Source organism: Azospirillum sp. OGB3, assembly GCF_014192915.1.
In the GTDB taxonomy this organism is placed as follows: domain Bacteria; phylum Pseudomonadota; class Alphaproteobacteria; order Azospirillales; family Azospirillaceae; genus Azospirillum.
On sequence record NZ_JACHYN010000013.1, the window covers coordinates 139,961 to 158,879 of the forward strand.

The 18,919-nt window shown below is 70.3% G+C and carries 16 protein-coding genes; 12 read left to right on the top strand and 4 right to left on the bottom strand.

Annotated features, from left to right (window positions below; genetic code table 11):
- Window positions 1–2 precede the first annotated feature (2 nt).
- Window positions 3–1,073, bottom strand: coding sequence for a BMP family ABC transporter substrate-binding protein (locus FHW79_RS23015; RefSeq protein WP_247884553.1), 1,071 nt, complete (start codon window positions 1,071–1,073; stop codon window positions 3–5).
- A 177-nt stretch (window positions 1,074–1,250) separates the two neighbouring features.
- Entirely contained in the window at window positions 1,251–1,682 is a 432-nt protein-coding gene (locus FHW79_RS23020) for a GIY-YIG nuclease family protein (RefSeq protein WP_183181049.1), read from the bottom strand.
- A 93-nt stretch (window positions 1,683–1,775) separates the two neighbouring features.
- Here FHW79_RS23020 and bioF point away from each other — a divergent pair, with 93 nt between their 5' ends.
- The 8 genes from bioF to FHW79_RS23060 all read left to right on the top strand — a co-directional run bounded on the left by bioF (window position 1,776) and on the right by FHW79_RS23060 (window position 12,479).
- A complete protein-coding gene (bioF, locus tag FHW79_RS23025; RefSeq protein WP_183181050.1) occupies window positions 1,776–2,957 on the top strand; it encodes an 8-amino-7-oxononanoate synthase in 1,182 nt (393 codons plus the stop codon).
- Window positions 2,954–3,742 (top strand): alpha/beta fold hydrolase, encoded by a 789-nt coding sequence (locus tag FHW79_RS23030; RefSeq protein ID WP_183181051.1) that lies wholly within the window; start codon window positions 2,954–2,956, stop codon window positions 3,740–3,742. Before bioF ends, FHW79_RS23030 begins: the two co-directional genes overlap by 4 nt.
- The gene (bioD, locus tag FHW79_RS23035) at window positions 3,739–5,148 is read left to right on the top strand and encodes a dethiobiotin synthase (protein ID WP_183181052.1); all 1,410 of its coding nucleotides are present in this window, start codon (window positions 3,739–3,741) and stop codon (window positions 5,146–5,148) included. The genes FHW79_RS23030 and bioD overlap by 4 nt, the downstream gene beginning before the upstream one ends.
- Window positions 5,145–6,449: an adenosylmethionine--8-amino-7-oxononanoate transaminase gene (bioA, locus tag FHW79_RS23040; RefSeq protein ID WP_183181053.1), complete on the top strand. Its 1,305-nt coding sequence runs from the start codon at window positions 5,145–5,147 to the stop codon at window positions 6,447–6,449. Before bioD ends, bioA begins: the two co-directional genes overlap by 4 nt.
- 40 nt (window positions 6,450–6,489) lie before the next feature.
- The gene (gene bioB / locus FHW79_RS23045) at window positions 6,490–7,470 is read left to right on the top strand and encodes a biotin synthase BioB (protein WP_211108445.1); all 981 of its coding nucleotides are present in this window, start codon (window positions 6,490–6,492) and stop codon (window positions 7,468–7,470) included.
- Between the two features lie 55 nt (window positions 7,471–7,525).
- A complete protein-coding gene (locus FHW79_RS23050) occupies window positions 7,526–8,233 on the top strand; it encodes a DUF2270 domain-containing protein (RefSeq protein ID WP_183181055.1) in 708 nt (235 codons plus the stop codon).
- A 406-nt stretch (window positions 8,234–8,639) separates the two neighbouring features.
- Window positions 8,640–11,333 (top strand): pyruvate, phosphate dikinase, encoded by a 2,694-nt coding sequence (gene ppdK / locus FHW79_RS23055; protein WP_183181100.1) that lies wholly within the window; start codon window positions 8,640–8,642, stop codon window positions 11,331–11,333.
- Between the two features lie 63 nt (window positions 11,334–11,396).
- On the top strand, window positions 11,397–12,479 hold the full coding sequence (locus FHW79_RS23060; RefSeq protein ID WP_183181056.1) for a serine hydrolase domain-containing protein: 1,083 nt from the start codon (window positions 11,397–11,399) through the stop codon (window positions 12,477–12,479).
- 6 nt (window positions 12,480–12,485) lie between these two features.
- Here FHW79_RS23060 and FHW79_RS23065 read toward each other — a convergent pair whose 3' ends face one another.
- Both FHW79_RS23065 and FHW79_RS33325 read right to left on the bottom strand, forming a co-directional pair.
- Window positions 12,486–13,145, bottom strand: coding sequence for a chemotaxis protein (locus FHW79_RS23065; RefSeq protein WP_183181057.1), 660 nt, complete (start codon window positions 13,143–13,145; stop codon window positions 12,486–12,488).
- A gap of 109 nt (window positions 13,146–13,254) precedes the next feature.
- The gene (locus FHW79_RS33325) at window positions 13,255–13,779 is read right to left on the bottom strand and encodes a cold-shock protein (protein ID WP_282184019.1); all 525 of its coding nucleotides are present in this window, start codon (window positions 13,777–13,779) and stop codon (window positions 13,255–13,257) included.
- A gap of 297 nt (window positions 13,780–14,076) precedes the next feature.
- Between FHW79_RS33325 and FHW79_RS23075 the strand changes: the two genes are divergently transcribed.
- The 4 genes from FHW79_RS23075 to FHW79_RS23090 all read left to right on the top strand — a co-directional run bounded on the left by FHW79_RS23075 (window position 14,077) and on the right by FHW79_RS23090 (window position 18,912).
- Entirely contained in the window at window positions 14,077–15,777 is a 1,701-nt protein-coding gene (locus FHW79_RS23075) for a long-chain fatty acid--CoA ligase (RefSeq protein WP_247884560.1), read from the top strand.
- Between the two features lie 123 nt (window positions 15,778–15,900).
- On the top strand, window positions 15,901–16,887 hold the full coding sequence (rfaD, locus tag FHW79_RS23080) for an ADP-glyceromanno-heptose 6-epimerase (protein ID WP_183181059.1): 987 nt from the start codon (window positions 15,901–15,903) through the stop codon (window positions 16,885–16,887).
- Between the two features lie 58 nt (window positions 16,888–16,945).
- A complete protein-coding gene (lgt, locus tag FHW79_RS23085; protein ID WP_183181060.1) occupies window positions 16,946–17,752 on the top strand; it encodes a prolipoprotein diacylglyceryl transferase in 807 nt (268 codons plus the stop codon).
- Between the two features lie 17 nt (window positions 17,753–17,769).
- The gene (locus FHW79_RS23090; protein ID WP_183181061.1) at window positions 17,770–18,912 is read left to right on the top strand and encodes an SAM-dependent methyltransferase; all 1,143 of its coding nucleotides are present in this window, start codon (window positions 17,770–17,772) and stop codon (window positions 18,910–18,912) included.
- The last annotated feature ends 7 nt before the right edge of the window (window positions 18,913–18,919 follow it).

The following is an 18,919-nucleotide window of genomic DNA, read 5'->3' on the forward strand; positions in this document are numbered from 1 at the left end:
GGTCAGCGCCCGACCTCGGTGACGCCGTCGGCCAGCCAGACCATGCGGCCAAGCTCCGCGTCGCCGCCGCGCAGGGCCTTGCCCTTGGCGACCACCGTCCGCCCGGTGTTGTCCTGGATCGGTCCGCGGAAGACGGCGGCGTTGCCGTTGGCGAGCTGCATCCGCGCCGCGTCGGCGTGCGCCCGCGCCTCCACCCCCACCGCCGGACCATAGGCGGTGTTGCGGACGAAGCCCTGATCGAAGCCGCCCTGGCGCAGATGCTTCCACGGCTTTCCCGCGGCAATCAGCGCGACAGCCTCGGCGTAGGCCTTCTCCCAGGCCCATTCGGCCCCGGTCAGGAATCCCTGCGGCGCGAAGGCCGACAGGTCGGTGTGCAGGCCGCAGCACAGGATGCCGTGCGCCTCCGCCACTTCGCAAACCGGGCGCCCCCCATCGAGCTGGGCAGCCAGCACGTCGGCCCCGCCCTCGGCCAGCGCGCGCGCGGCCTCGGCGATCTGCCGCGGCGTCGCCGCCTCGCCGACGAAGGCGACGCGCAGCGCGGTGGCGGAATCGGCGCGCCGGGCGCCCAGCGCGAAGGCGTTCACGCAGCGCAGCACGTCCGGCGCGGGGTGGGAGGCGACGAGTCCGATCGTCTTGGCACGGCTGGCGTAGCCGGCGACGAGGCCGGAGATGTGCTGCGCCTCGTCCAGATAGCCTTCGAAGAATCCGGTGTTGATCGGCAGCCGGTCGCGGTCCAGCGGCGCGCCGGAAAACAGGAACACGGTGTCGCGGTGGGCGTCGGCCTGGGCGAGCAGCCCCGGCAGGGCGTCGCCCGCGGCGGTGACGATGACGACCCGGCAGCCCTGGGGACCGACCAGTTCCTCCGCCATCGCGGCCAGCGTGCCGGCGGCGTGCTCCCGCTCCTCCAGCCGCAGGCCGGGCAGCCCGGCCAGGGCGCGGGCGGCCTCCGCATGGGCTTGATTGAAGCCGAAATCCGCACGGTCGCCGCAATAGAGGACGCCGACGCCCAGGTCAGGCTGCCCAAGGGTGGACGGCGCCGATTGCCCCAATGCCCGGGGTGCCGTCAGAAGCATGGCCGCAGCCCCGAAGGCGCCTCCGAAAGCCCGGAGGACATCTCGGCGGTTATGGGCTCGGCGGTTAGGGGTCAATGTCTTCATGCCCGCCTCCCGATGACGGGGGACTATAACCTCCGGATGGCGGCCGAACCAAGCAATTCGCCTCAATTCCCGCACCGGAACCCATCCGGAGCCTCAAAGCCGGGATCTCGGGAGCGGAATCGGCGTCCCGTCCGGCCAATGCAGCAGGTGGCTGGCGCAGCGGCGGCAATCGCTGCTGCCGAAGCCGGGGACCGGCACCGGCAAACCGGACAGCGCCGCGACCAGGGCGCACTCCCCGCCGCCGGGAACGATCCAGGCGCCGAGCGTCCGGCCGGCCGCGGTCAGCCGGTCGATGTGCCAGCGCTCCGGCTTGCCCTGGCGGAAATGGCGCCCGACCCGCGCCCGCAGCCCTCCCGGCCCCCGCGCGCTGCCGCAATAGAGGTAGCGGCCCGGCGCCAGCACGCGCTCCGGCTTGCCGGGCAGGCGAAGCGGCAGCTCCCGGTCCAGTGCGATCAGCAGCACGTAGGCGCCGGGCTCGGGCGGCAGGCTGTCGGGGCGGTCGTGAAATTGCGGATCGGGCGGCATGGCCGCACCAATCTAGCGCCGCCGCCGCGTCGAGGCACCTGCGCTATTCGGGCCTTTCGCCCCAGCGGCGCGCTCTGCTATCACGCCCGCATCATGTCCCTGCTCGACCCGCTGTTCCACCAGCATCTCGACCGCCTCGACCGGCGCCACGCGCGCCGCCATCTGCTGCCCGTGCGCCCGGAGGGGGCGGGCCGCATCCGGCGCGGCGGGCGGACGCTGCTGAACTTCTCCAGCAACGACTATCTCGGCCTCGCCTCCCACCCCCTGCTGACGGAGCGCGCCGGCGAGTGGGCGCGGCGCTGGGGGGCGGGGGCGACGGCGTCGCGCCTCGTCTGCGGCACGCTGGAGCTTCATGCGGAGGTCGAGGCGAAGCTGGCCCGGCTCAAGGGCACGGAGGCGGCGCTTCTGTTCAATTCCGGCTGGCAGGCCAACGCCGCAGTCCTGCCGGCGCTGTTCGACCGGGAGCTTCTGGGTGGTGACGCGCTGGTCTTCACCGACCGGCTGAACCACGCCAGCCTGCACCACGGCTGCGCCGCCGCCGGGGTACGGCAGATCCGCTTCCGCCACAACGACCTCGGCCATCTGGAAACCCTGCTGGCCCAGCGCGCCGGCGAGCCTGGCGCGCGCTTCATCGTGACGGAAAGCGTCTTCAGCATGGACGGCGACCGCGCCGACGTGCCGGCGCTGGCCGCGCTGGCGGAGCGGCACGGCGCCTTCCTGTTCCTCGACGAGGCCCACGCGACCGGCGTGCTCGGCCCGCGCGGGATGGGGCTGGCGGCGCTGGGCGGCGGGCGCGTGGACCTCGCCATGGGCACGTTCAGCAAGGCGCTGGGCGGCTTCGGCGCCTATGTGGCGGGATCGAAGGCGCTCTGCGACTATCTGGTGAACCGCTGCGGCGGGCTGATCTACGCCACCGCCCTGCCGCCCGCCGTTCTGGGGGCGATGGACGCGGCACTCGACCTCGTGCCGACGCTGGACGCCGAGCGCGCCCGGCTCCAGGCCATGGCCGAACGGCTGCGCGCCGCCTTCCACAGGCTGGGCATCGACACGGCGGGGTCGAGCACCCAGATCGTCCCGGCCATCATCGGAGCGGAGGAGGACGCGCTGGCGCTCAGCCGGCGGCTGGAGGAACGCGGCATCCTGGGCATCGCCATCCGCCCGCCGACCGTGCCGCCGGGCACCAGCCGCTTGCGCTTCGCCCTGTCCGCCGCCCACACGGACGCCGACCTGGAGACGTTGGTGAGCGCGGTGGCCGACGCCTGGAGCCGGCGATGACCCAGCCGCTGTTCGTCTTCGTCCACGGCTGGGGATTCGGCCCCGCCGTCTGGGACGGGGTGCGGAATGCCCTTTCCGAGGGGGAGAGCGTGGCGGTCAATCTGGGCTTCTACGGCCCGCCGTCGCTTCCCGAGATTCCCGCCGGGCGCCCCGTCGTCGCGGTCGGCCATTCCTTCGGGGGGCTGTGGCTGCTGCACGAGCAGCCCTTCGCCTGGGACGGGCTGGTGCTGGTCAACGGCTTTCCCCGCTTCACCGAAGGGGACGGCTTCGTCCCCGCCACGCCGCGCCGGCTGCTGGACCGCATGATCGCGCGCTTCAACACCGCGCCAGAGGCGGTGACCGCCGACTTCCTGCGCCGCTGCGGCGTTGAGGCCCCGCTGCCTGGGGGGCTGGATGCGGCCCGGCTGGGCGAGGCCCTGCGGGCGCTGCGCGACTGGGACGCCCGCGATGCGCTCACCGGCCCGGCGCTGGTCCTGGCGGGGGCGCAGGACCCGATCGTGCCGCCGGCCATGACCGAACAGGCGTTTCGCGATCACTCTGTCCCTCGCCCCTCCGGGGAGAGGGGGGCGCCGAAGGCGCCGGGTGGGGAGGGTCTTGGGAAACCGGACGATCAGGCATTGCGCAACCCCCTCACCCTAACCCTCTCCCCAGGGGGGAGAGGGGATGGTGGATGCGCTGGGCTTTCGGTCGAGTGGCACCCGGAGGGCGGGCATCTGCTGCCGCTGACCGCGCCGGGCTGGTGCGCGGAACGGATCGCCGCGTTCGCGGCCGGACTGACGGCATGACCGCCAACCCGCGCAAAGCCGCCATCGCCGCCGCCTTCGGCAAGGCCGCCCCCCGCTACGAGGAGCACGCCGCCGTGCAACGCATCGCGGCGGAGCGTCTGGCGGAGCGCGTCGCCCGCCTCTCCTTGCCGCCCCGCCCCCGCGTGCTGGAGATCGGCTGCGGCACCGGCTTCCTCAGCCGCGCCCTGCGCGAGCGGATCGGACCGGCGGACTGGCTGCTCACCGACCTGTCGCCGGACATGCTGGCGCGCTGCCGCGCCGCCTTGGGCGACCCGGCCGATTCCGAGTTCCGGATCGTGGACGGGGAACAGCCGGACCTCGACGGATCCTTCGACCTCATTGTCTCAAGTCTCGCCCTGCAATGGTTCCGCGACCCCGCCGCCGCCCTGGCGCGCTGGGCGGGACTGCTGGCGCCGGGCGGGCGCATCGCCATCGCCACACTCGCCGCCGACAGCTTCCGCGAGTGGCGGGAGGCCCACCACGCGCTGGGGCTTGAGGCCGGAGTGCCCACCTACCCCACCCGCCATGGCCTCGACCGGCTGTGGCCCGCCGGGGGCAGCGGATCGATGGAGGAGGAGCGGCTGCTCCGCCGTCACACCGACGGGCTGGAGTTCCTGGCCGAACTGAAGGGCATCGGCGCCCATCTTCCGGCGGAGGGCCGCCGTCCTCTGCCGTCGGGCGCTCTGCGCCGCGTGCTGCGCCGACTGGAACGGCCGGAAGGACTGACCATGACCCACCACATCGCCTACGGCCTGTTCCGCAAGGACGGCGCCCGCCCGAACGGGGTGTTCGTCACCGGCACCGACACCGGCGTCGGCAAGACGCTGGTGTCCGCCTGCCTCACGCGGGCCTGGGACGCCGCCTATTGGAAGCCGTTGCAAACCGGCCTGAAGGATGAGGCCGGCGACACCCCCACCGTCGCGACCCTCGCTGCCCTGCCCGCGGAGCGCGTGCATCCGCCGGCCTACGCGCTGGCCGAGCCGCTGTCCCCCCACGCCGCGGCGGAGCTGGAGGGCGTCGCCATCGACGCCGGCGCCCTGGCCCTGCCCGGCACCGACCGCCCGCTGGTGGTGGAGGGGGCCGGCGGGCTGCTGGTCCCGGTGACGGGGGACGTCTTCATCATCGACCTGATCGCCCGCTTCGGCCTGCCGGTGGTGCTGGTGGCGCGCAGCACGCTGGGCACCATCAACCACACGCTGCTCAGCCTGGAGGCGCTGCGGGCGCGCGGGCTGGCGGTCGCCGGGGTGGTGCTGAACGGCCCGCCCAACCCCGGCAACCGCGCCGCCATCGAGCGGTTCGGCAAGGTCCGCGTGCTGGCCGAAATTCCAACGCTCGACCGAATCGACGCCGAAACCGTCGCCGAGGCGGCGGCGCTCATTCCTTCCTTCGACAGCGTGTTCCCATGACCGATACCATCGTCCTGGATCGCCGCCACGTCTGGCACCCCTTCACCCAGGCGCAGACCGCACCGGAGCCGCTGGCCGTCACCCACGGCAAGGGAGTCAGCCTGTTCACCGAGAACGGGCGGGAAATCCTGGACCTCATCTCCTCCTGGTGGGTGAACCTGCACGGCCACGCCCACCCGGCCATCGCCGGAGCCATCGCGGAGCAGGCGCACAAGCTGGAGCAGGTGATCTTCGCCGACTTCACCCACAGCCCGGCCGCCCGCCTTGCCGGCCGGCTGGCCGAGGTGCTGCCGGGCAGCCTCGACCGCGTCTTCTACTCCGACAACGGCTCGACCGCGGTGGAGGTGGCTCTGAAGCTCGCCTGGCAGTACTGGCGCAACAAGGGCGAGGGCCGGCGCCGCCGCTTCCTGGCCTTCGAGGGCAGCTACCATGGCGACACCTTCGGTGCGATGGCGGCGGGGGTCGGCTCCGGCTTCTATGAACCGTTCCACGAGCTGCTGTTCGCCGTCGACCGCATGCCCTACCCCGCCACCTGGGACGGCGACCCGGAGGTCGAGGCCAAGGAGGCCGCGGCGCTGGACTGGCTCGACCGCTGGCTGGCCGCCAACGGGGTGGAGCTGGTCGCCGTCATCATCGAACCGCTGGTCCAGGGCGCGTCCGGCATGCGCTTCTGCCGGCCGGAGTTCCTGCGGGCCATGGCGGCGCGGGTGCGGGCGGCGGGCGCGCTGGTGATCTTCGACGAGGTGATGACCGGCTTCGGCCGCACCGGCGCCCTGTTCGCCAGTCAGAAGGCCGGAGTCGCCCCGGACCTGATCTGCCTGTCCAAGGGCCTGACCGGCGGGTTCCTGCCGCTGTCGGTCACCGCCTGCGGCGACGCGCTCTACGAGGCGTTCAAGGGCGCCGGCTTCGACCGGGCCTTCGCCCACGGCCACAGCTTCACCGCCAACCCGCTGGGCTGCGCGGCCGCCCTGGCCTCGCTCGACCTGACCACCTCGGCGGAGACCGCCGCCAACCTCGCGCGCATCGAGGCGCGGCACCGCGCCGCCATCGCCGACCTGTCCGGCCACCCCAAGCTGTCGCGCGGGCGCGTCATGGGCACCATCGCCGCCATCGAGGTGACCGACGCGCAGGGCTACACCGCCGCGGTCGGGCAGACGCTGAAGCGCTTCTTCCTGGAGCGGGGATTGCTGCTGCGCCCCCTCGGCCCCGTGATATACCTGCTGCCGCCCTACTGCGTGACGGACGGGCAGCTGGACCGCGCCTACGCCGCGATCCGCGACGCCGCCGATACCCTTCTCTGATTCGCTTTTCCCCCGAGGACCGACCATGCCCGACACCGCCATGCAGACCGCGGACTCCGCCACCACCACCATCATCACCCGGCGCTGGACCCGCGAGGACATCCTGGCCCTGTTCGAGCTGCCCTTCATGGAGCTGCTGCACCGCGCCCACGAGACGCACCGCCAGCACCATGACCCGAACAAGGTCCAGCTCTCCACCCTGCTGAACATCAAGACCGGCGGCTGCCAGGAGGACTGCAAGTACTGCGCGCAGAGCGTGAAGTACGACACCGGCGTCGAGGCGGAGAAGCTGCTGGACCGCGCCCAGGTGCGCGCCGCCGCGGAGAAGGCCAAGCAGGCGGGCGCCGGACGCTTCTGCATGGGTGCTGCGTGGCGGGAGCTGAAGGACCGCGACGTCGAGAAGCTGGCGAACATCGTCCGCGACGTGAAGGAGATGGGGCTGGAGGCCTGCATGACTCTGGGCATGCTGACCCGCCCGCAGGCCGACGCGCTGAAGGACGCCGGGCTCGACTACTACAACCACAATCTCGACACGTCGGAGGAATTCTACGAGCAGATCGTCTCCACCCACAGCTACCGCGACCGGCTGGACACGCTGGCCAACGTCCGCGACGCCGGGCTGAAGGTCTGCTCGGGCGGCATCGTCGGGCTGGGGGAGAGCCGCACCGACCGCGCCGGCCTGCTGGAGACCCTGGCGAACCTGTCGCCGCAGCCGGAGAGCGTGCCGATCAACAAGCTGGTGTCGGTCGCCGGCACCCCGCTGGGCGGTGTGGACGCGCTGGACGCCTTCGAGTTCATCCGCACCATCGCGGTCGCCCGCATCCTAATGCCGCGCTCCTATGTCCGCCTGTCGGCGGGCCGCCGCTCGCTCAGCGACGAGGGGCAGGCGCTCTGTTTCTACGCCGGCGCGAACTCCATCTTCTATGGCGACAAGCTGCTGACCACCGGCAACCCAGAGCATGAGGCCGACCGGCGGCTGTTCGACCGGCTGGGGCTGGAGGCCGACGGCGGCGCCCACTGACGCGCCGGCGTCCCCGGCCCCTGTGCCAAGAAAAGCCAGGGGGAGGACGCCGAGCATGGACGACATCGCCGCCAAAGCACCCAAGACCCACTACACCTCGGCCGAGGTCACGGCCCTGTCGCACCTCTACAGGGCCGAGATCTACCGCAGCACCGTCTGGCGGACCCGGCTGGACGCCACCACCAATTGGGCGGTGGTCACCACCGGGATCGCTTTGTCGCTGACCTTCAGCAGCGCCACCGCCTCCCCCCTGCCGCTGGTGCTGGTGGGGCTTCTGGTCGCCGTGTTCCTCTACATCGAGGCGCGGCGCTACCGGTTCTTCGACTTCTGGCGAATCCGCGCCCATGTGCTGGAGCTGTATTTCCTCGGCCCCATCCTGCGCGGCCAGGGCGACCAGTTCGCCCGGGGCTGGAACGAGACGCTGTTCCAGGACTACCAAAATCCCAACCTGCACATCACCTACCTGGAGGCGGTGGGCCGCCGGTTGCGGCGGAACTACGGATGGATCTTCCTGATCCAGGTGGTGGCCTATCTGGGCAAGCTGATGATCCACCCGGTCCCGCTGTCGAGCCTGGAGGAGCTGTTCGCGCGGGCGACCATCGGGCCGGTGCCGGGGGAGATCGTGCTGCTCTGCGGCCTCGTCTTCCACGGCACCTGGATGGCCATCGCCTTCCGGACCTTCCGCAGCCGCCGCGGCGCCGACCGCGAACGCCCGCCCCCGCCGGCCACCGACGCCGTGCTGGATCTGGCGCGGGGTCCTTGACCCCTCCCTCTCCCGCCCCGGGAGAGGGAGGGACCCGCCGCAAAGCGGCGGGAGGGTGAGGGTCCTGGCAAGAATCAGCAATTTGATCCTCGGCTTTACCCTCACCCGCCCGCTTCGCGGGCACCCTCTCCCGGGGCGGGAGAGGGGATTTATCAACCCCTTAGCAGCACCCCAACCGTCCGGCCTGCCCCTTTTGCGCGCCGTGGCATAAATGGGATCAGCACCGTCGCGCTCACGCTATGCAACGGATCGTCTTGTGTTCTCCTTCCGCGGGGGGCTAGAAGGGGCTCCATCGGATGCGGTTGCGCGGTCATACCAGAAGGACACCCGTTCGCAGGACGGATCTTCACCGGTTCCCCGCACAGCCGACGGCCGGACGACCATAGAGGTGAACGAGGATTTCACGATGGCGAGCCAGGGCGAGAACAAGTGGGTTTACTGCTTCGGTGCCGATGCCACCGAAGGCCGGGCGGACATGAAGAACCTGCTCGGCGGCAAGGGAGCCAATCTGGCCGAGATGGCCAATCTGGGCCTCCCGGTTCCTCCGGGTTTCACCATCACGACTGGGGTCTGCACCTATTTCTATGCCAACGGCCGCAACTATCCGCCGGAGCTGAAGGCCCAGGTGGACGGCGCGGTGAAGGGGCTGGAGCAGGCCATGGGTGCCACCTTCGGCGATCCGGCCAACCCGCTGCTGGTCTCGGTGCGCTCCGGCGCCCGCGCCTCCATGCCGGGCATGATGGACACGGTGCTGAATCTCGGGCTGAACGACGCGACCGCCGCCGGCCTCGCCAAGCGCTCGGGCGACGCCCGATTCGCCTACGACAGCTACCGCCGCTTCATCCAGATGTACTCGAACGTGGTGCTGGACGTTGACCACCACCACTTCGAGGAGATCCTGGACAACCACAAGCGCGACAAGAACCACAACCTCGACACCGACCTGAGCGCCGCCGACTGGCAGGCCGTCATCGAGGACTACAAGAAGGCCGTCGAGCACGAGCTCGGCAAGCCCTTCCCGCAGGATGTGCAGGAGCAGCTGTGGGGCGCCGTCGGCGCCGTGTTCGGCTCCTGGATGAACGCCCGCGCCATCACCTACCGCAAGCTGCACGACATCCCCGCCGACTGGGGCACCGCCGTCAACGTGCAGTGCATGGTGTTCGGCAACATGGGCAACGACTGCGCCACCGGCGTGGCCTTCACCCGCAACCCGTCCACCGGCGAGAACGCCTTCTACGGCGAATACCTCGTCAACGCCCAGGGCGAGGACGTGGTGGCCGGCATCCGCACGCCGCAGCACCTGACCATCGCCGGCAAGGAGGCCAACAAGTCCGACCTCCCCGCCATGGAAGAGGTCATGCCGGAGGTCTTCAACCAGCTGAACGAGGTCCGCCTCACGCTGGAGAAGCACTACCGTGACATGCAGGACATCGAGTTCACGGTCCAGCAGAACAAGCTGTTCATGCTGCAGACCCGCAACGGCAAGCGCACCGCCCCGGCGGCGCTGAAGATCGCCGTCGATCTCGCCGAGGAAGGGCTGATCGACAAGGCGGAGGCCGTGCGCCGCATCGACCCGGCCTCGCTCGACCAGCTCCTCCACCCGACGCTGGACCCGAAGGCGGAGCGCAAGGTCATCGCCAAGGGCCTGCCGGCGTCGCCGGGTGCGGCCTCGGGCAAGGTCGTCTTCACCGCCGACGAGGCGGAGACGCTGGCCGGCCAGGGCGAGGCGGTCATCCTCTGCCGCGTGGAGACCTCCCCGGAGGACATCCACGGCATGCACGCCGCCCGCGGCATCCTGACCACCCGCGGCGGCATGACCAGCCACGCCGCCGTGGTGGCCCGCGGCATGGGCCGCGCCTGCGTGTCGGGCGCCGGTGACCTGCGCGTGGACTACAAGTCCAAGATCATGTCGGTCCGCGGCGTCACCATCAAGGAAGGCGACATCGTCACCATCGACGGCTCGACCGGCGAGGTGATGCTGGGCCAGGTGCCGACGATCCAGCCGGAGCTGTCGGGCGACTTCGCCACTCTGATGGGCTGGGCCGATTCGCTGCGCCGCATGAAGATCCGCACCAACGCGGAAACCCCGCTGGACGCCCGCACCGCGCGGAAGTTCGGCGCCGAGGGCATCGGCCTGTCGCGCACCGAGCACATGTTCTTCGACCCGGACCGCATCCTGGCGGTGCGCGAGATGATCCTGGCGGAGAGCGAAGCCGGCCGCCGCGCCGCGCTCGCCAAGCTGGAGCCCTTCCAGAAAAAGGACTTCGCCGAGCTGTTCACGATCATGTCAGGCCTGCCGGTGACCATCCGCCTGCTCGACCCGCCGCTGCACGAGTTCCTGCCCAACACCGAGGCGGAGATGGCGGAGGTCGCCAAGGCCACCGGCACCGACCAGCTCAAGGTGAACCACCGCGTGGTGCAGCTCCACGAGGCGAACCCGATGCTCGGCCATCGCGGCTGCCGCCTCGGCATCACCTACCCCGAGATCTACGAGATGCAGGCCCGCGCCATCTTCAGCGCGGTCGCCGAGGTCTCCCAGACCACGGGCGAGACGGTGATGCCGGAGGTCATGATCCCGCTCATCGGCACCAAGAAGGAGCTGGACATCCTCAAGGCGGTCGTCGACCGCGTCGCCAAGGAAGTCATGGACTCGACCGGCGTCACGTTCGAGTACATGGTCGGCACCATGATCGAGCTGCCGCGCGCCGCGCTGAAGGCCGATGAGATCGCCGAGACGGCGGAGTTCTTCTCCTACGGCACGAACGACCTGACCCAGACGACCTTCGGCCTGTCGCGCGACGACGCCGGCGCCTTCCTGCCGGAGTACCAGCGCCAGGGCATCCTGGAGCACGACCCGTTCCAGACGCTCGACCAGGACGGCGTGGGCGAGCTGATCGCCATCGCCACCGAGCGCGGCCGCAAGGTCCGCCCGAACATCAAGCTCGGCATCTGCGGCGAGCATGGCGGCGACCCGGCCTCCATCTCCTTCTGCGAGAAGGTCGGGCTGGATTACGTCTCCTGCTCGCCCTACCGCGTGCCGATCGCCCGTCTGGCCGCCGCCCAGGCGGCGCTCGACGCCGACACGGTGAAGCGCGACTGACCGGTACCCGACGACGCGAAGGCCCCCACCCCTGGGGGCCTTCGTTTTTTGAGGGATGGTTCCGTGGACACTGACGCCGCCCTGCCGACCCGGCACATCGACCGCTTGACCGAACGCCTCGCCGCCTGCCTCGACGAGGGCGACGGCCCCGCCGCCGCCAACGCCGCGGTGGTGGCGATCCGTTCGGGTCCACGTTCCTGGACCGCCGGCCTCGCCCGCGGCGGCGCGGCGCCTCCGCCGGTCACCGCCCGCTTCCTCGTCTACAGCATCACCAAGACCCTGACCGCCGCCGCCCTGCTGCGCTTGTGCGGGCAAGGCCTGATCGACCCCGACGCCCCACTGGACCGCTGGCTGCCCGACTTCGCGGCGGCCGACCGGATGACCCTGTCTCAGCTCCTTTCCCACCGCGCGGGTCTGCGCAATTACGGCGGCAGCCCGGCCTACCATGCGGCTGTGCGCGCGGGCGAGACGCCGTGGAGCGAGGACGGCTTCCTGGAGCGCTGCCGCGCCACCGACCTGTTCGCCCCGCCGGGGCGGGAATTCTCCTATTCCAACATCGGCTATCTGCTGGCGAAGCGGGTGCTGGAGCGCGCCTCCGGCCTGCCCTTCGCCCAGGCTCTCGACCGCGAGCTGTTCGCCCCGCTGAGCCTGACCGGCTGGTCTGTGCCGACGGAGCGCGGCGACCTGTCCGGCCTGTGGACCGGCCCCAGCCCCTATCTCGGCGGCAAGGACGGGCCGCCCGCCGACGTGGCCGCCCTCTACCATCCCGGCTGGGTGGCCCATGGCGTGGTGGCCGCAACGGCGCGGGACATCGCCGGCCTGATCCACGCTCTGTTCGCGGACGGGCTGCTGCCCGGCGCCCTGGCGGCGCGGATGCAGGAGGCTTTCCCGGTGCCGGGAACGATGCGCGGCCGCCCTTGGGTCGAGCCGGGCTACGGCCTCGGCCTGATGGTGGAACGCGACGGGCAGGCCGGACCCTATTGGGGGCACACCGGCGGCGGACCGGGCGGGTCGGCCTGCGCCTATCACTTCCCTGCCCGCGCTGCGGGCGACGAGCCGGTGACGGTGGCCCTCTTCACCGATGGCGAGGACAACGACCAAGCGGAATGGATGACCGTGGAGGCCGCGGAAATCCTGCGCGAGTGAACCCCGTCAGCGCTGCTCGAACAGCTCCATCTCCCCCTCGACCGGGGTGCGCCGCAGCGCCTGGAGATAGTCCATCTCCTGATGCACCGTCTCCCGCTCCGCCTCTGGACGCAGCAGGCGGCGGAAGGCCCGTCCGGTGGCCGGGAAGAAATGGATGCGCCGCCCCTTATCTCCGCCCAGGTCGCGAACAGCCAGCGCCAGCCCCTCCCGCCGCACATAGTCCACCGCGAAAGCGGCGTTGGCGGCGCCGACGTCCAGGCTGGTGTCGATGACGCGGGCCGCGCCGAACAGCTTGACCTCCATCCGCTCGCGCCGGGCGCCACGCTCCAGCAGGTCGTTGATCAGCCGCTCCATCGCCACGCTGCCGTAGCGGGTCGCCACCCCATAGCCCTCGCCGCCGGACGGGGAGCCGGGCAGCAGGAAATGGTTCATGCCGCCGACCCGGGCGACCGGATCGTTGATGCAGGCCGCAACGCAGGAGCCGAGCGTGGTCACCAGCATGTCGTCTTCCCGGCCGGAGATCCGGTGGTGGCCCAACACCACCGGGACCACGTAGGCGCCGAACTCGCGGTCCAGGTAGCTGCCGTCCGCGCGCACCCCGTCGCCATCCGCGCCGCGATGGTCAAATCCGGAGGATTGGAAATGAAGCGGTCCGGACAGGGGCATCACCGTCAGCCTGAAAAGGACAAGGGCGTCGACGATGGTAGTCAATGGTAATTAAAGAAAATACAACAGGTCCGTATGCCCCGCCGAACGTTCGGCGTCGGCGACCGCGTCACAGCAGCACGACCCAGGATGCCTCCCGCCCCTTCGGCGCGGCGCGCGCCCGCAACAGCACCCGCTGTCCGGACTCCAATCCGGTCAGGTTGCAGCGGCGCAGAACGCTCTTGTGGACGAAGACATCCTTGGCCCCGTCGTCCGCCGTGACGAATCCGAAGCCCTGCTCCGGCTTGAACCACTTCACGGTGCCCGTCAGCTCCTCCTCGGGACCGGACGCCGCGGGGCGGCGCGCGTTGCGGCTCTCGGCGGGCGTGCCGGCGCTCAACACCTCCAGGATGTCGGCCACCTGCGGCCCCTTGGCCCCCGGAACCACCCGGCACACAAGTTCCGCCCCCTCGCCGACCTCGTGCAGCCCGGCCCGGTTCAGAACCGAGATGTGAAGGAAGGCGTCGGACGTTCCGTCCTGAGGCGCCGCAAAGCCGAAGCCCTTGACCGGATCGAACCATTTCACCAGGACTTGGACGGCCTCGCCGGAGGAAAGGTCCAGGACGCCGCTGGAATGCGAATCGGCGGAAGGCAAGGGTCGGAACCTTTCGGTCGAGGCGTCGGGCGCGGTGGAACAAGCTCGGCGCCGCCCGGCATTGCCGGACCGTCCGCCGGACATGAATTTAGCCACACGGAAAGTATGGTTTCCAGCGTAATTTTTTCTTCACAACCGCCCTTTGCCTCTGGCGGCGGCACCGTCACAGGGACCATTTCTCCGGATGACGGGTTACAAAAAGGGCTACAATGCGCCAAAGGCCCCCTGAACACGATGGAACAAGCCCGAACGGGCGCCGGGGCCGAATAAGAACCGAACATGGGAGGGAAAACGATGATGGGGGATGCGGCCCGCACATTGCCGGACCAGAGCTGGACCCTGGGCTACCCGCCCGACGTCAACTGGAACGCGCCGATTCCGGTGAAACCGCTGACCGCGCTGCTTGAGGACGCGGCGGCCCGTTTCGCCGAACGTCCCTTCCTGGACTTCATGGGCAAGCGCTCGACCTACGCGGAGGTGGGGCGGATGGTGGACCGCGCCGCCCGCGGCTTCCAGGCGATCGGCGTCAGCAAGGGCGTGCGCGTCGGGCTGTTCCTGCCCAACACGCCCTATTACGTGATCTGCTACTTCGCGATCCTGAAGGCCGGCGGTACGGTGGTGAACTTCAACCCCCTCTACGCCGAGCGGGAACTGCACCACCAGATCACCGACAGCGGCGTCGAGCTGATGGTCACGCTCGACCTCAAGGTGCTTTACGGCAAGATGGCGCGAATGCTCGCCGAATCGGGGCTGAAGCGGCTGGTGATCTGCCCGATGGCCGACATCCTGCCCTTCCCCAAGAACTGGCTGTTCCCCATCGTGAAGCGGGCGGAGGTCGCGCGCATCCCCGCCGACGACCGCCACCTGTCCTTCCGCCGGCTCGTCGCCAACGACGGCGCCCCGAAGCCGGTCGCCATCGATCCGGCGGAGGACGTGGCGGTGCTGCAATACACCGGCGGCACCACCGGCGTGCCGAAGGGCGCGATGCTGACCCACGCCAATCTCTATGCCAACACCGAGCAGTGCAGCCTGTGGTTCGTCGGCGCGCGGCAGGGGGAGGAGCGGATGCTGGGCGTTCTGCCCTTCTTCCACGTCTTCGCCATGACCGTGGTGATGAACTTCAGCATCCGCATCGGGGCGGAGATCGTCATGCTGCCCCGCTTCGAGCTGGATCAGGTGATGGAGACCATCCACGCCAAGAAGCCGACGCTGTTCCCGGCGGTGCCGACCATCTACACGGCGATCAACCACCACAGGCATCTGGAGAAATACGACCTCTCCTCGATCCGCTACTGCCTGTCGGGCGGCGCGCCCCTGCCGGTGGAGGTCAAGGAGGCGTTCGAGCGGAACACCGGCTGCGTCCTGGTGGAGGGCTACGGCCTGTCCGAATCCTCGCCGGTCGCCACGGCGAATCCGGTGACCGGACTGAACAAGGCGGGCTCCATCGGCCTGCCGCTGCCCGGCACCCTGATCGAGATCGTCAGCCTGGAGGAGCCGCGCCGCGTCCTGCCCGTCGGCGAGAAGGGCGAGGTGTGCATCCGCGGCCCGCAGGTGATGAAGGGCTATTGGAACAAGCCGTCGGAAACGGCGCTGACCTTGGTGGACGGGCGCCTGCACACCGGCGACGTCGGCTACATGGACGAGGACGGCTATACCCACATCGTCGACCGCATCAAGGACATGATCCTGTGCAGCGGCTTCAACGTCTACCCGCGCAACGTCGAGGAGGCGATCTACCTGCACCCCGCCGTCGCGGAATGCGTGGTCGCCGGCCTGCCCGACGAGTACCGCGGCCAGACGGTGAAGGCCTACATCCGCGTCGACGACGGCAAGACCCTGACGCGGGAGGAGTTGATCGACTTCCTCAAGGACAAGCTCTCCCCCATCGAGATGCCCAAGGCGGTCGAGTTCCGCGGCGAACTGCCCAAGACGATGATCGGCAAGCTGTCGCGCAAGGCCCTGCTCGACGAGGAAGCGGAGCGGCGGAAGGGCGCATGAGGGGCGGCGTGCCCTTCCGGAACCGCAGGGTGGCCATACGCCCCACCCCACCTTGCGGCCCCGCCCCCCGGACCCTATAAGGACGCTCGTCCTTTCTTTCGGTCCGGCGGCAAGGAAAAGCGCATGATCGTGGTCACCGGTGGAGCCGGTTTCATCGGCTCGAACCTCGTGGCGGCCCTGGCCGCGCGCGGCATCACCAACGTCGCGGTGATCGACCGCTTCGGCGACGGGGAGAAGTGGCAGAATCTCGCCAAGCGGGAACTTGCCACCCTCGTCGCTCCAGAGAACGCGCTCGCCTTCCTCGACCAGCACGCCGCCGAGATCGACGTGATCTTCCACCTCGGCGCCATCTCGGCGACGACGGAGCGCGACGTGGACAAGATCGTCGCCAACAACGTGGCGCTGACGCTGGACCTGTGGCGCTGGTCCTCCTGGCGGGGGGCGCGGCTGATCTACGCCTCCTCCGCCGCGACCTACGGCGACGGCTCCGCCGGCTTCGACGACGACGGGTCGCCGGAGGCGCTGGCCGCCCTGCGCCCACTCAACGCCTATGGCTGGTCCAAGCATCTGATCGACCGCCGCGTCGCCCGCGTGGTGAGCGAGGGCGACATCGTGCCGCCGCAGTGGGCGGGCCTGAAGTTCTTCAACGTCTACGGCCCGAACGAGCGGCACAAGGACGACATGATGAGCGTCGTCGCCAAGCTGCACCCCAGGCTCAAGGCCGGGGAGCCGGCGCGCCTGTTCAAGTCCCACCGCCCGGAGTTCGAGGACGGCGGGCAGCTCCGCGACTTCATCTTCGTCGACGACTGCGTGGCCGTGATGCTCTGGCTGTACGACAACCCGCAGGTCAGCGGGCTGTTCAACGTCGGCACCGGCAAGGCCCGCAGCTTCAAGGATCTGGCGCTCGCCACCTTCGCCGCTCTGGGGCTGGAGCCGCGCGTCGAGTATTTCGACATGCCGGCCGAGCTTCAGGGCAAGTACCAGTATTTCACCGAAGCGCGCACCGAACGTCTGCGCGCCGCCGGCTTCGACCAGCCCTTCACCGAGCTGGAGGAGGGCGTGCGCCGCTACGTCCAGGATTTCCTGTCGCAGCCCGACCCCTACCGCTGACGGTCTCGTCTCTCCCCGACCGGGGAAACGCCCAAACAACATAAGGCACCTGCCGCGCATGCTCGCCATCGCCTTTCCCGCCATCGACCCCGTGGCGTTCGAACTCGGGCCGATCGTCATCCGCTGGTACGCGCTGGCCTATCTGGCGGGCTTCGTGCTCGGCTGGCGCTACTGCCTGGCGCTGGCCCGCAGCACGCCGGGCCGCCCCTCGGCGGAGGATTACGACGACTTCCTGACCTGGGCCGTGGTCGGCGTCATCCTGGGCGGGCGGATCGGCTACGTGCTGTTTTACAACCTGCCCTTCTACCTCCAGAATCCGCTCGACGCCCTGATGGTCTGGCACGGCGGCATGTCCTTCCACGGCGGGCTGATCGGCGTGCTGGGCGCGATCCTGCTGTTCTGCTGGAAGCGCGGCCTGTCGCCGCTGGCCTTCGGCGACCTGATCGCCGCGGCGGCCCCGATCGGGCTGTTCTTCGGCCGCATCGCCAACTTCATCAACGGCGAGCTGTACGGCCGCCCGGCGCCCAACGTGTCCTGGGCGGTGGTGTTCCCGCGCGACCCGCTCCAGGTGCCACGGCACCCCAGCCAGCTCTATGAAGCCTTCCTGGAGGGGGCGGTGCTGTTCGTCCTGCTGGCCATCCTGGTGCGGATGCCCGCCGTGCGCGGGCGGGCCGGCATGACGGCGGGCATCTTCTTCATCGGCTACGGCCTGTCGCGCATCATCGCGGAGTTCTTCCGCGAGCCGGACGCCCAGCTCGGATTCCTCTACGCCGGGGCGACGATGGGACAACTTCTGTCGGTGCCGATGGTTCTGTTCGGTGTGTGGCTGGTCGCCCAGGCCCGCCGCCGTCCCGCCGCCGTCTGAGGTCGGAAGGTTCCGTCATGAGTGATGCCGCCCCGGACAGCCTCGCCCACCACCTCGCCCGCCGCATCCTGATGGACGGGCCGCTGTCGGTCGCCGCCTTCATGGCGGAGGCGCTGGGACATCCGCGCTTCGGCTACTACATGCGCCAGGACCCCTTCGGCGTGTCCGGCGACTTCACCACCGCCCCGGAAATCAGCCAGATGTTCGGCGAGCTGGCCGGGCTGTGGTGCGTCGACAGCTGGGCGCGGCTGGGCGGCCCCGCCCCATTCCATCTGGTGGAGCTGGGGCCGGGCCGCGGCACGCTGATGCAGGACGCCCTGCGCGCCGCCGCGCTCGTCCCCGCCTTCCGCGAGGCCGCCCGGGTCCATCTCGTGGAGACCAGCCCGACGCTGCGCGCCCGCCAGAAGGACACCCTGGCCGGTGTTCCGGTCGCTTGGCACGACCGGCTGGAGGACGTGCCCGAAGGCCCGACCCTGATCCTCGCCAACGAGTTCTTCGACGCCCTGCCCATCCGTCAGGTCCAGAAGACCAACCACGGCTGGTTCGAGCGGCTGATCGACATCGACAGCACGGAATCCACGGACGAATCCACGGACACGCCCCGCTTCCGCTTCGTCCTGGAGGCCTTTGGCAGCGCCGGCGCCCGGCTGATCCCGCCGGCCCTGCGCGACGCCCCGGAGGGCAGCGTGGTCGAGGTCTCCCCGGCGTCCCAGGCGGTCGCCCGGCTGATCGGGGAGCGTCTGGCCGCCCATCCCGGAGCGGCGCTGGTCATCGACTATGGCTACCGCGGCGGACCGGCGGTCGGCGACACGCTCCAGGCGCTGCGCCGCCACGCCTACGCCCCGGTGCTGGACGCGCCGGGCGAGGCCGACCTGACCGCCCATGTGGACTTCGCCGCCATCGCCGCCGCGGCCCGCGACGGCGGAGCGGAGAGCTTCGGTCCGGTGGATCAGGGCGACTGGCTGGTCCGGCTGGGCATCCAGCCGCGCGCCGCCGCGCTGAAGCGCAGCGCCACGGCCAAGCAGGCCGCGGACATCGACTCCGCATTGGCCCGCTTGATCGCGCCCGACCAAATGGGCACCCTCTTCAAGGTTCTGGCCCTCGCCTCCCCCGGCCTCGGGCCTCCGGCGGGCTTCGAAAGCCCGGATTTGGCATCCTAACAAGAGA

What these genes read in the sequence shown, in the direction of transcription:
- FHW79_RS23050 (WP_183181055.1), top strand. Translation starts at nt 7,526, where the DNA reads ATGGACGACATCGCCGCCAAAGCACCCAAGACCCACTACACCTCGGCC.
- FHW79_RS23075 (WP_247884560.1), top strand. Translation starts at nt 14,077, where the DNA reads ATGGGGGATGCGGCCCGCACATTGCCGGACCAGAGCTGGACCCTGGGC.
- FHW79_RS23015 (WP_247884553.1), bottom strand. Translation starts at nt 1,073, where the DNA reads ATGCTTCTGACGGCACCCCGGGCATTGGGGCAATCGGCGCCGTCCACC.
- FHW79_RS23065 (WP_183181057.1), bottom strand. Translation starts at nt 13,145, where the DNA reads ATGCCCCTGTCCGGACCGCTTCATTTCCAATCCTCCGGATTTGACCAT.
- bioA (WP_183181053.1), top strand. Translation starts at nt 5,145, where the DNA reads ATGACCGATACCATCGTCCTGGATCGCCGCCACGTCTGGCACCCCTTC.
- lgt (WP_183181060.1), top strand. Translation starts at nt 16,946, where the DNA reads ATGCTCGCCATCGCCTTTCCCGCCATCGACCCCGTGGCGTTCGAACTC.
- bioF (WP_183181050.1), top strand. Translation starts at nt 1,776, where the DNA reads ATGTCCCTGCTCGACCCGCTGTTCCACCAGCATCTCGACCGCCTCGAC.
- ppdK (WP_183181100.1), top strand. Translation starts at nt 8,640, where the DNA reads ATGGCGAGCCAGGGCGAGAACAAGTGGGTTTACTGCTTCGGTGCCGAT.
- bioB (WP_211108445.1), top strand. Translation starts at nt 6,490, where the DNA reads ATGCAGACCGCGGACTCCGCCACCACCACCATCATCACCCGGCGCTGG.
- bioD (WP_183181052.1), top strand. Translation starts at nt 3,739, where the DNA reads ATGACCGCCAACCCGCGCAAAGCCGCCATCGCCGCCGCCTTCGGCAAG.
- rfaD (WP_183181059.1), top strand. Translation starts at nt 15,901, where the DNA reads ATGATCGTGGTCACCGGTGGAGCCGGTTTCATCGGCTCGAACCTCGTG.
- FHW79_RS23020 (WP_183181049.1), bottom strand. Translation starts at nt 1,682, where the DNA reads ATGCCGCCCGATCCGCAATTTCACGACCGCCCCGACAGCCTGCCGCCC.
- FHW79_RS23030 (WP_183181051.1), top strand. Translation starts at nt 2,954, where the DNA reads ATGACCCAGCCGCTGTTCGTCTTCGTCCACGGCTGGGGATTCGGCCCC.
- FHW79_RS23090 (WP_183181061.1), top strand. Translation starts at nt 17,770, where the DNA reads ATGAGTGATGCCGCCCCGGACAGCCTCGCCCACCACCTCGCCCGCCGC.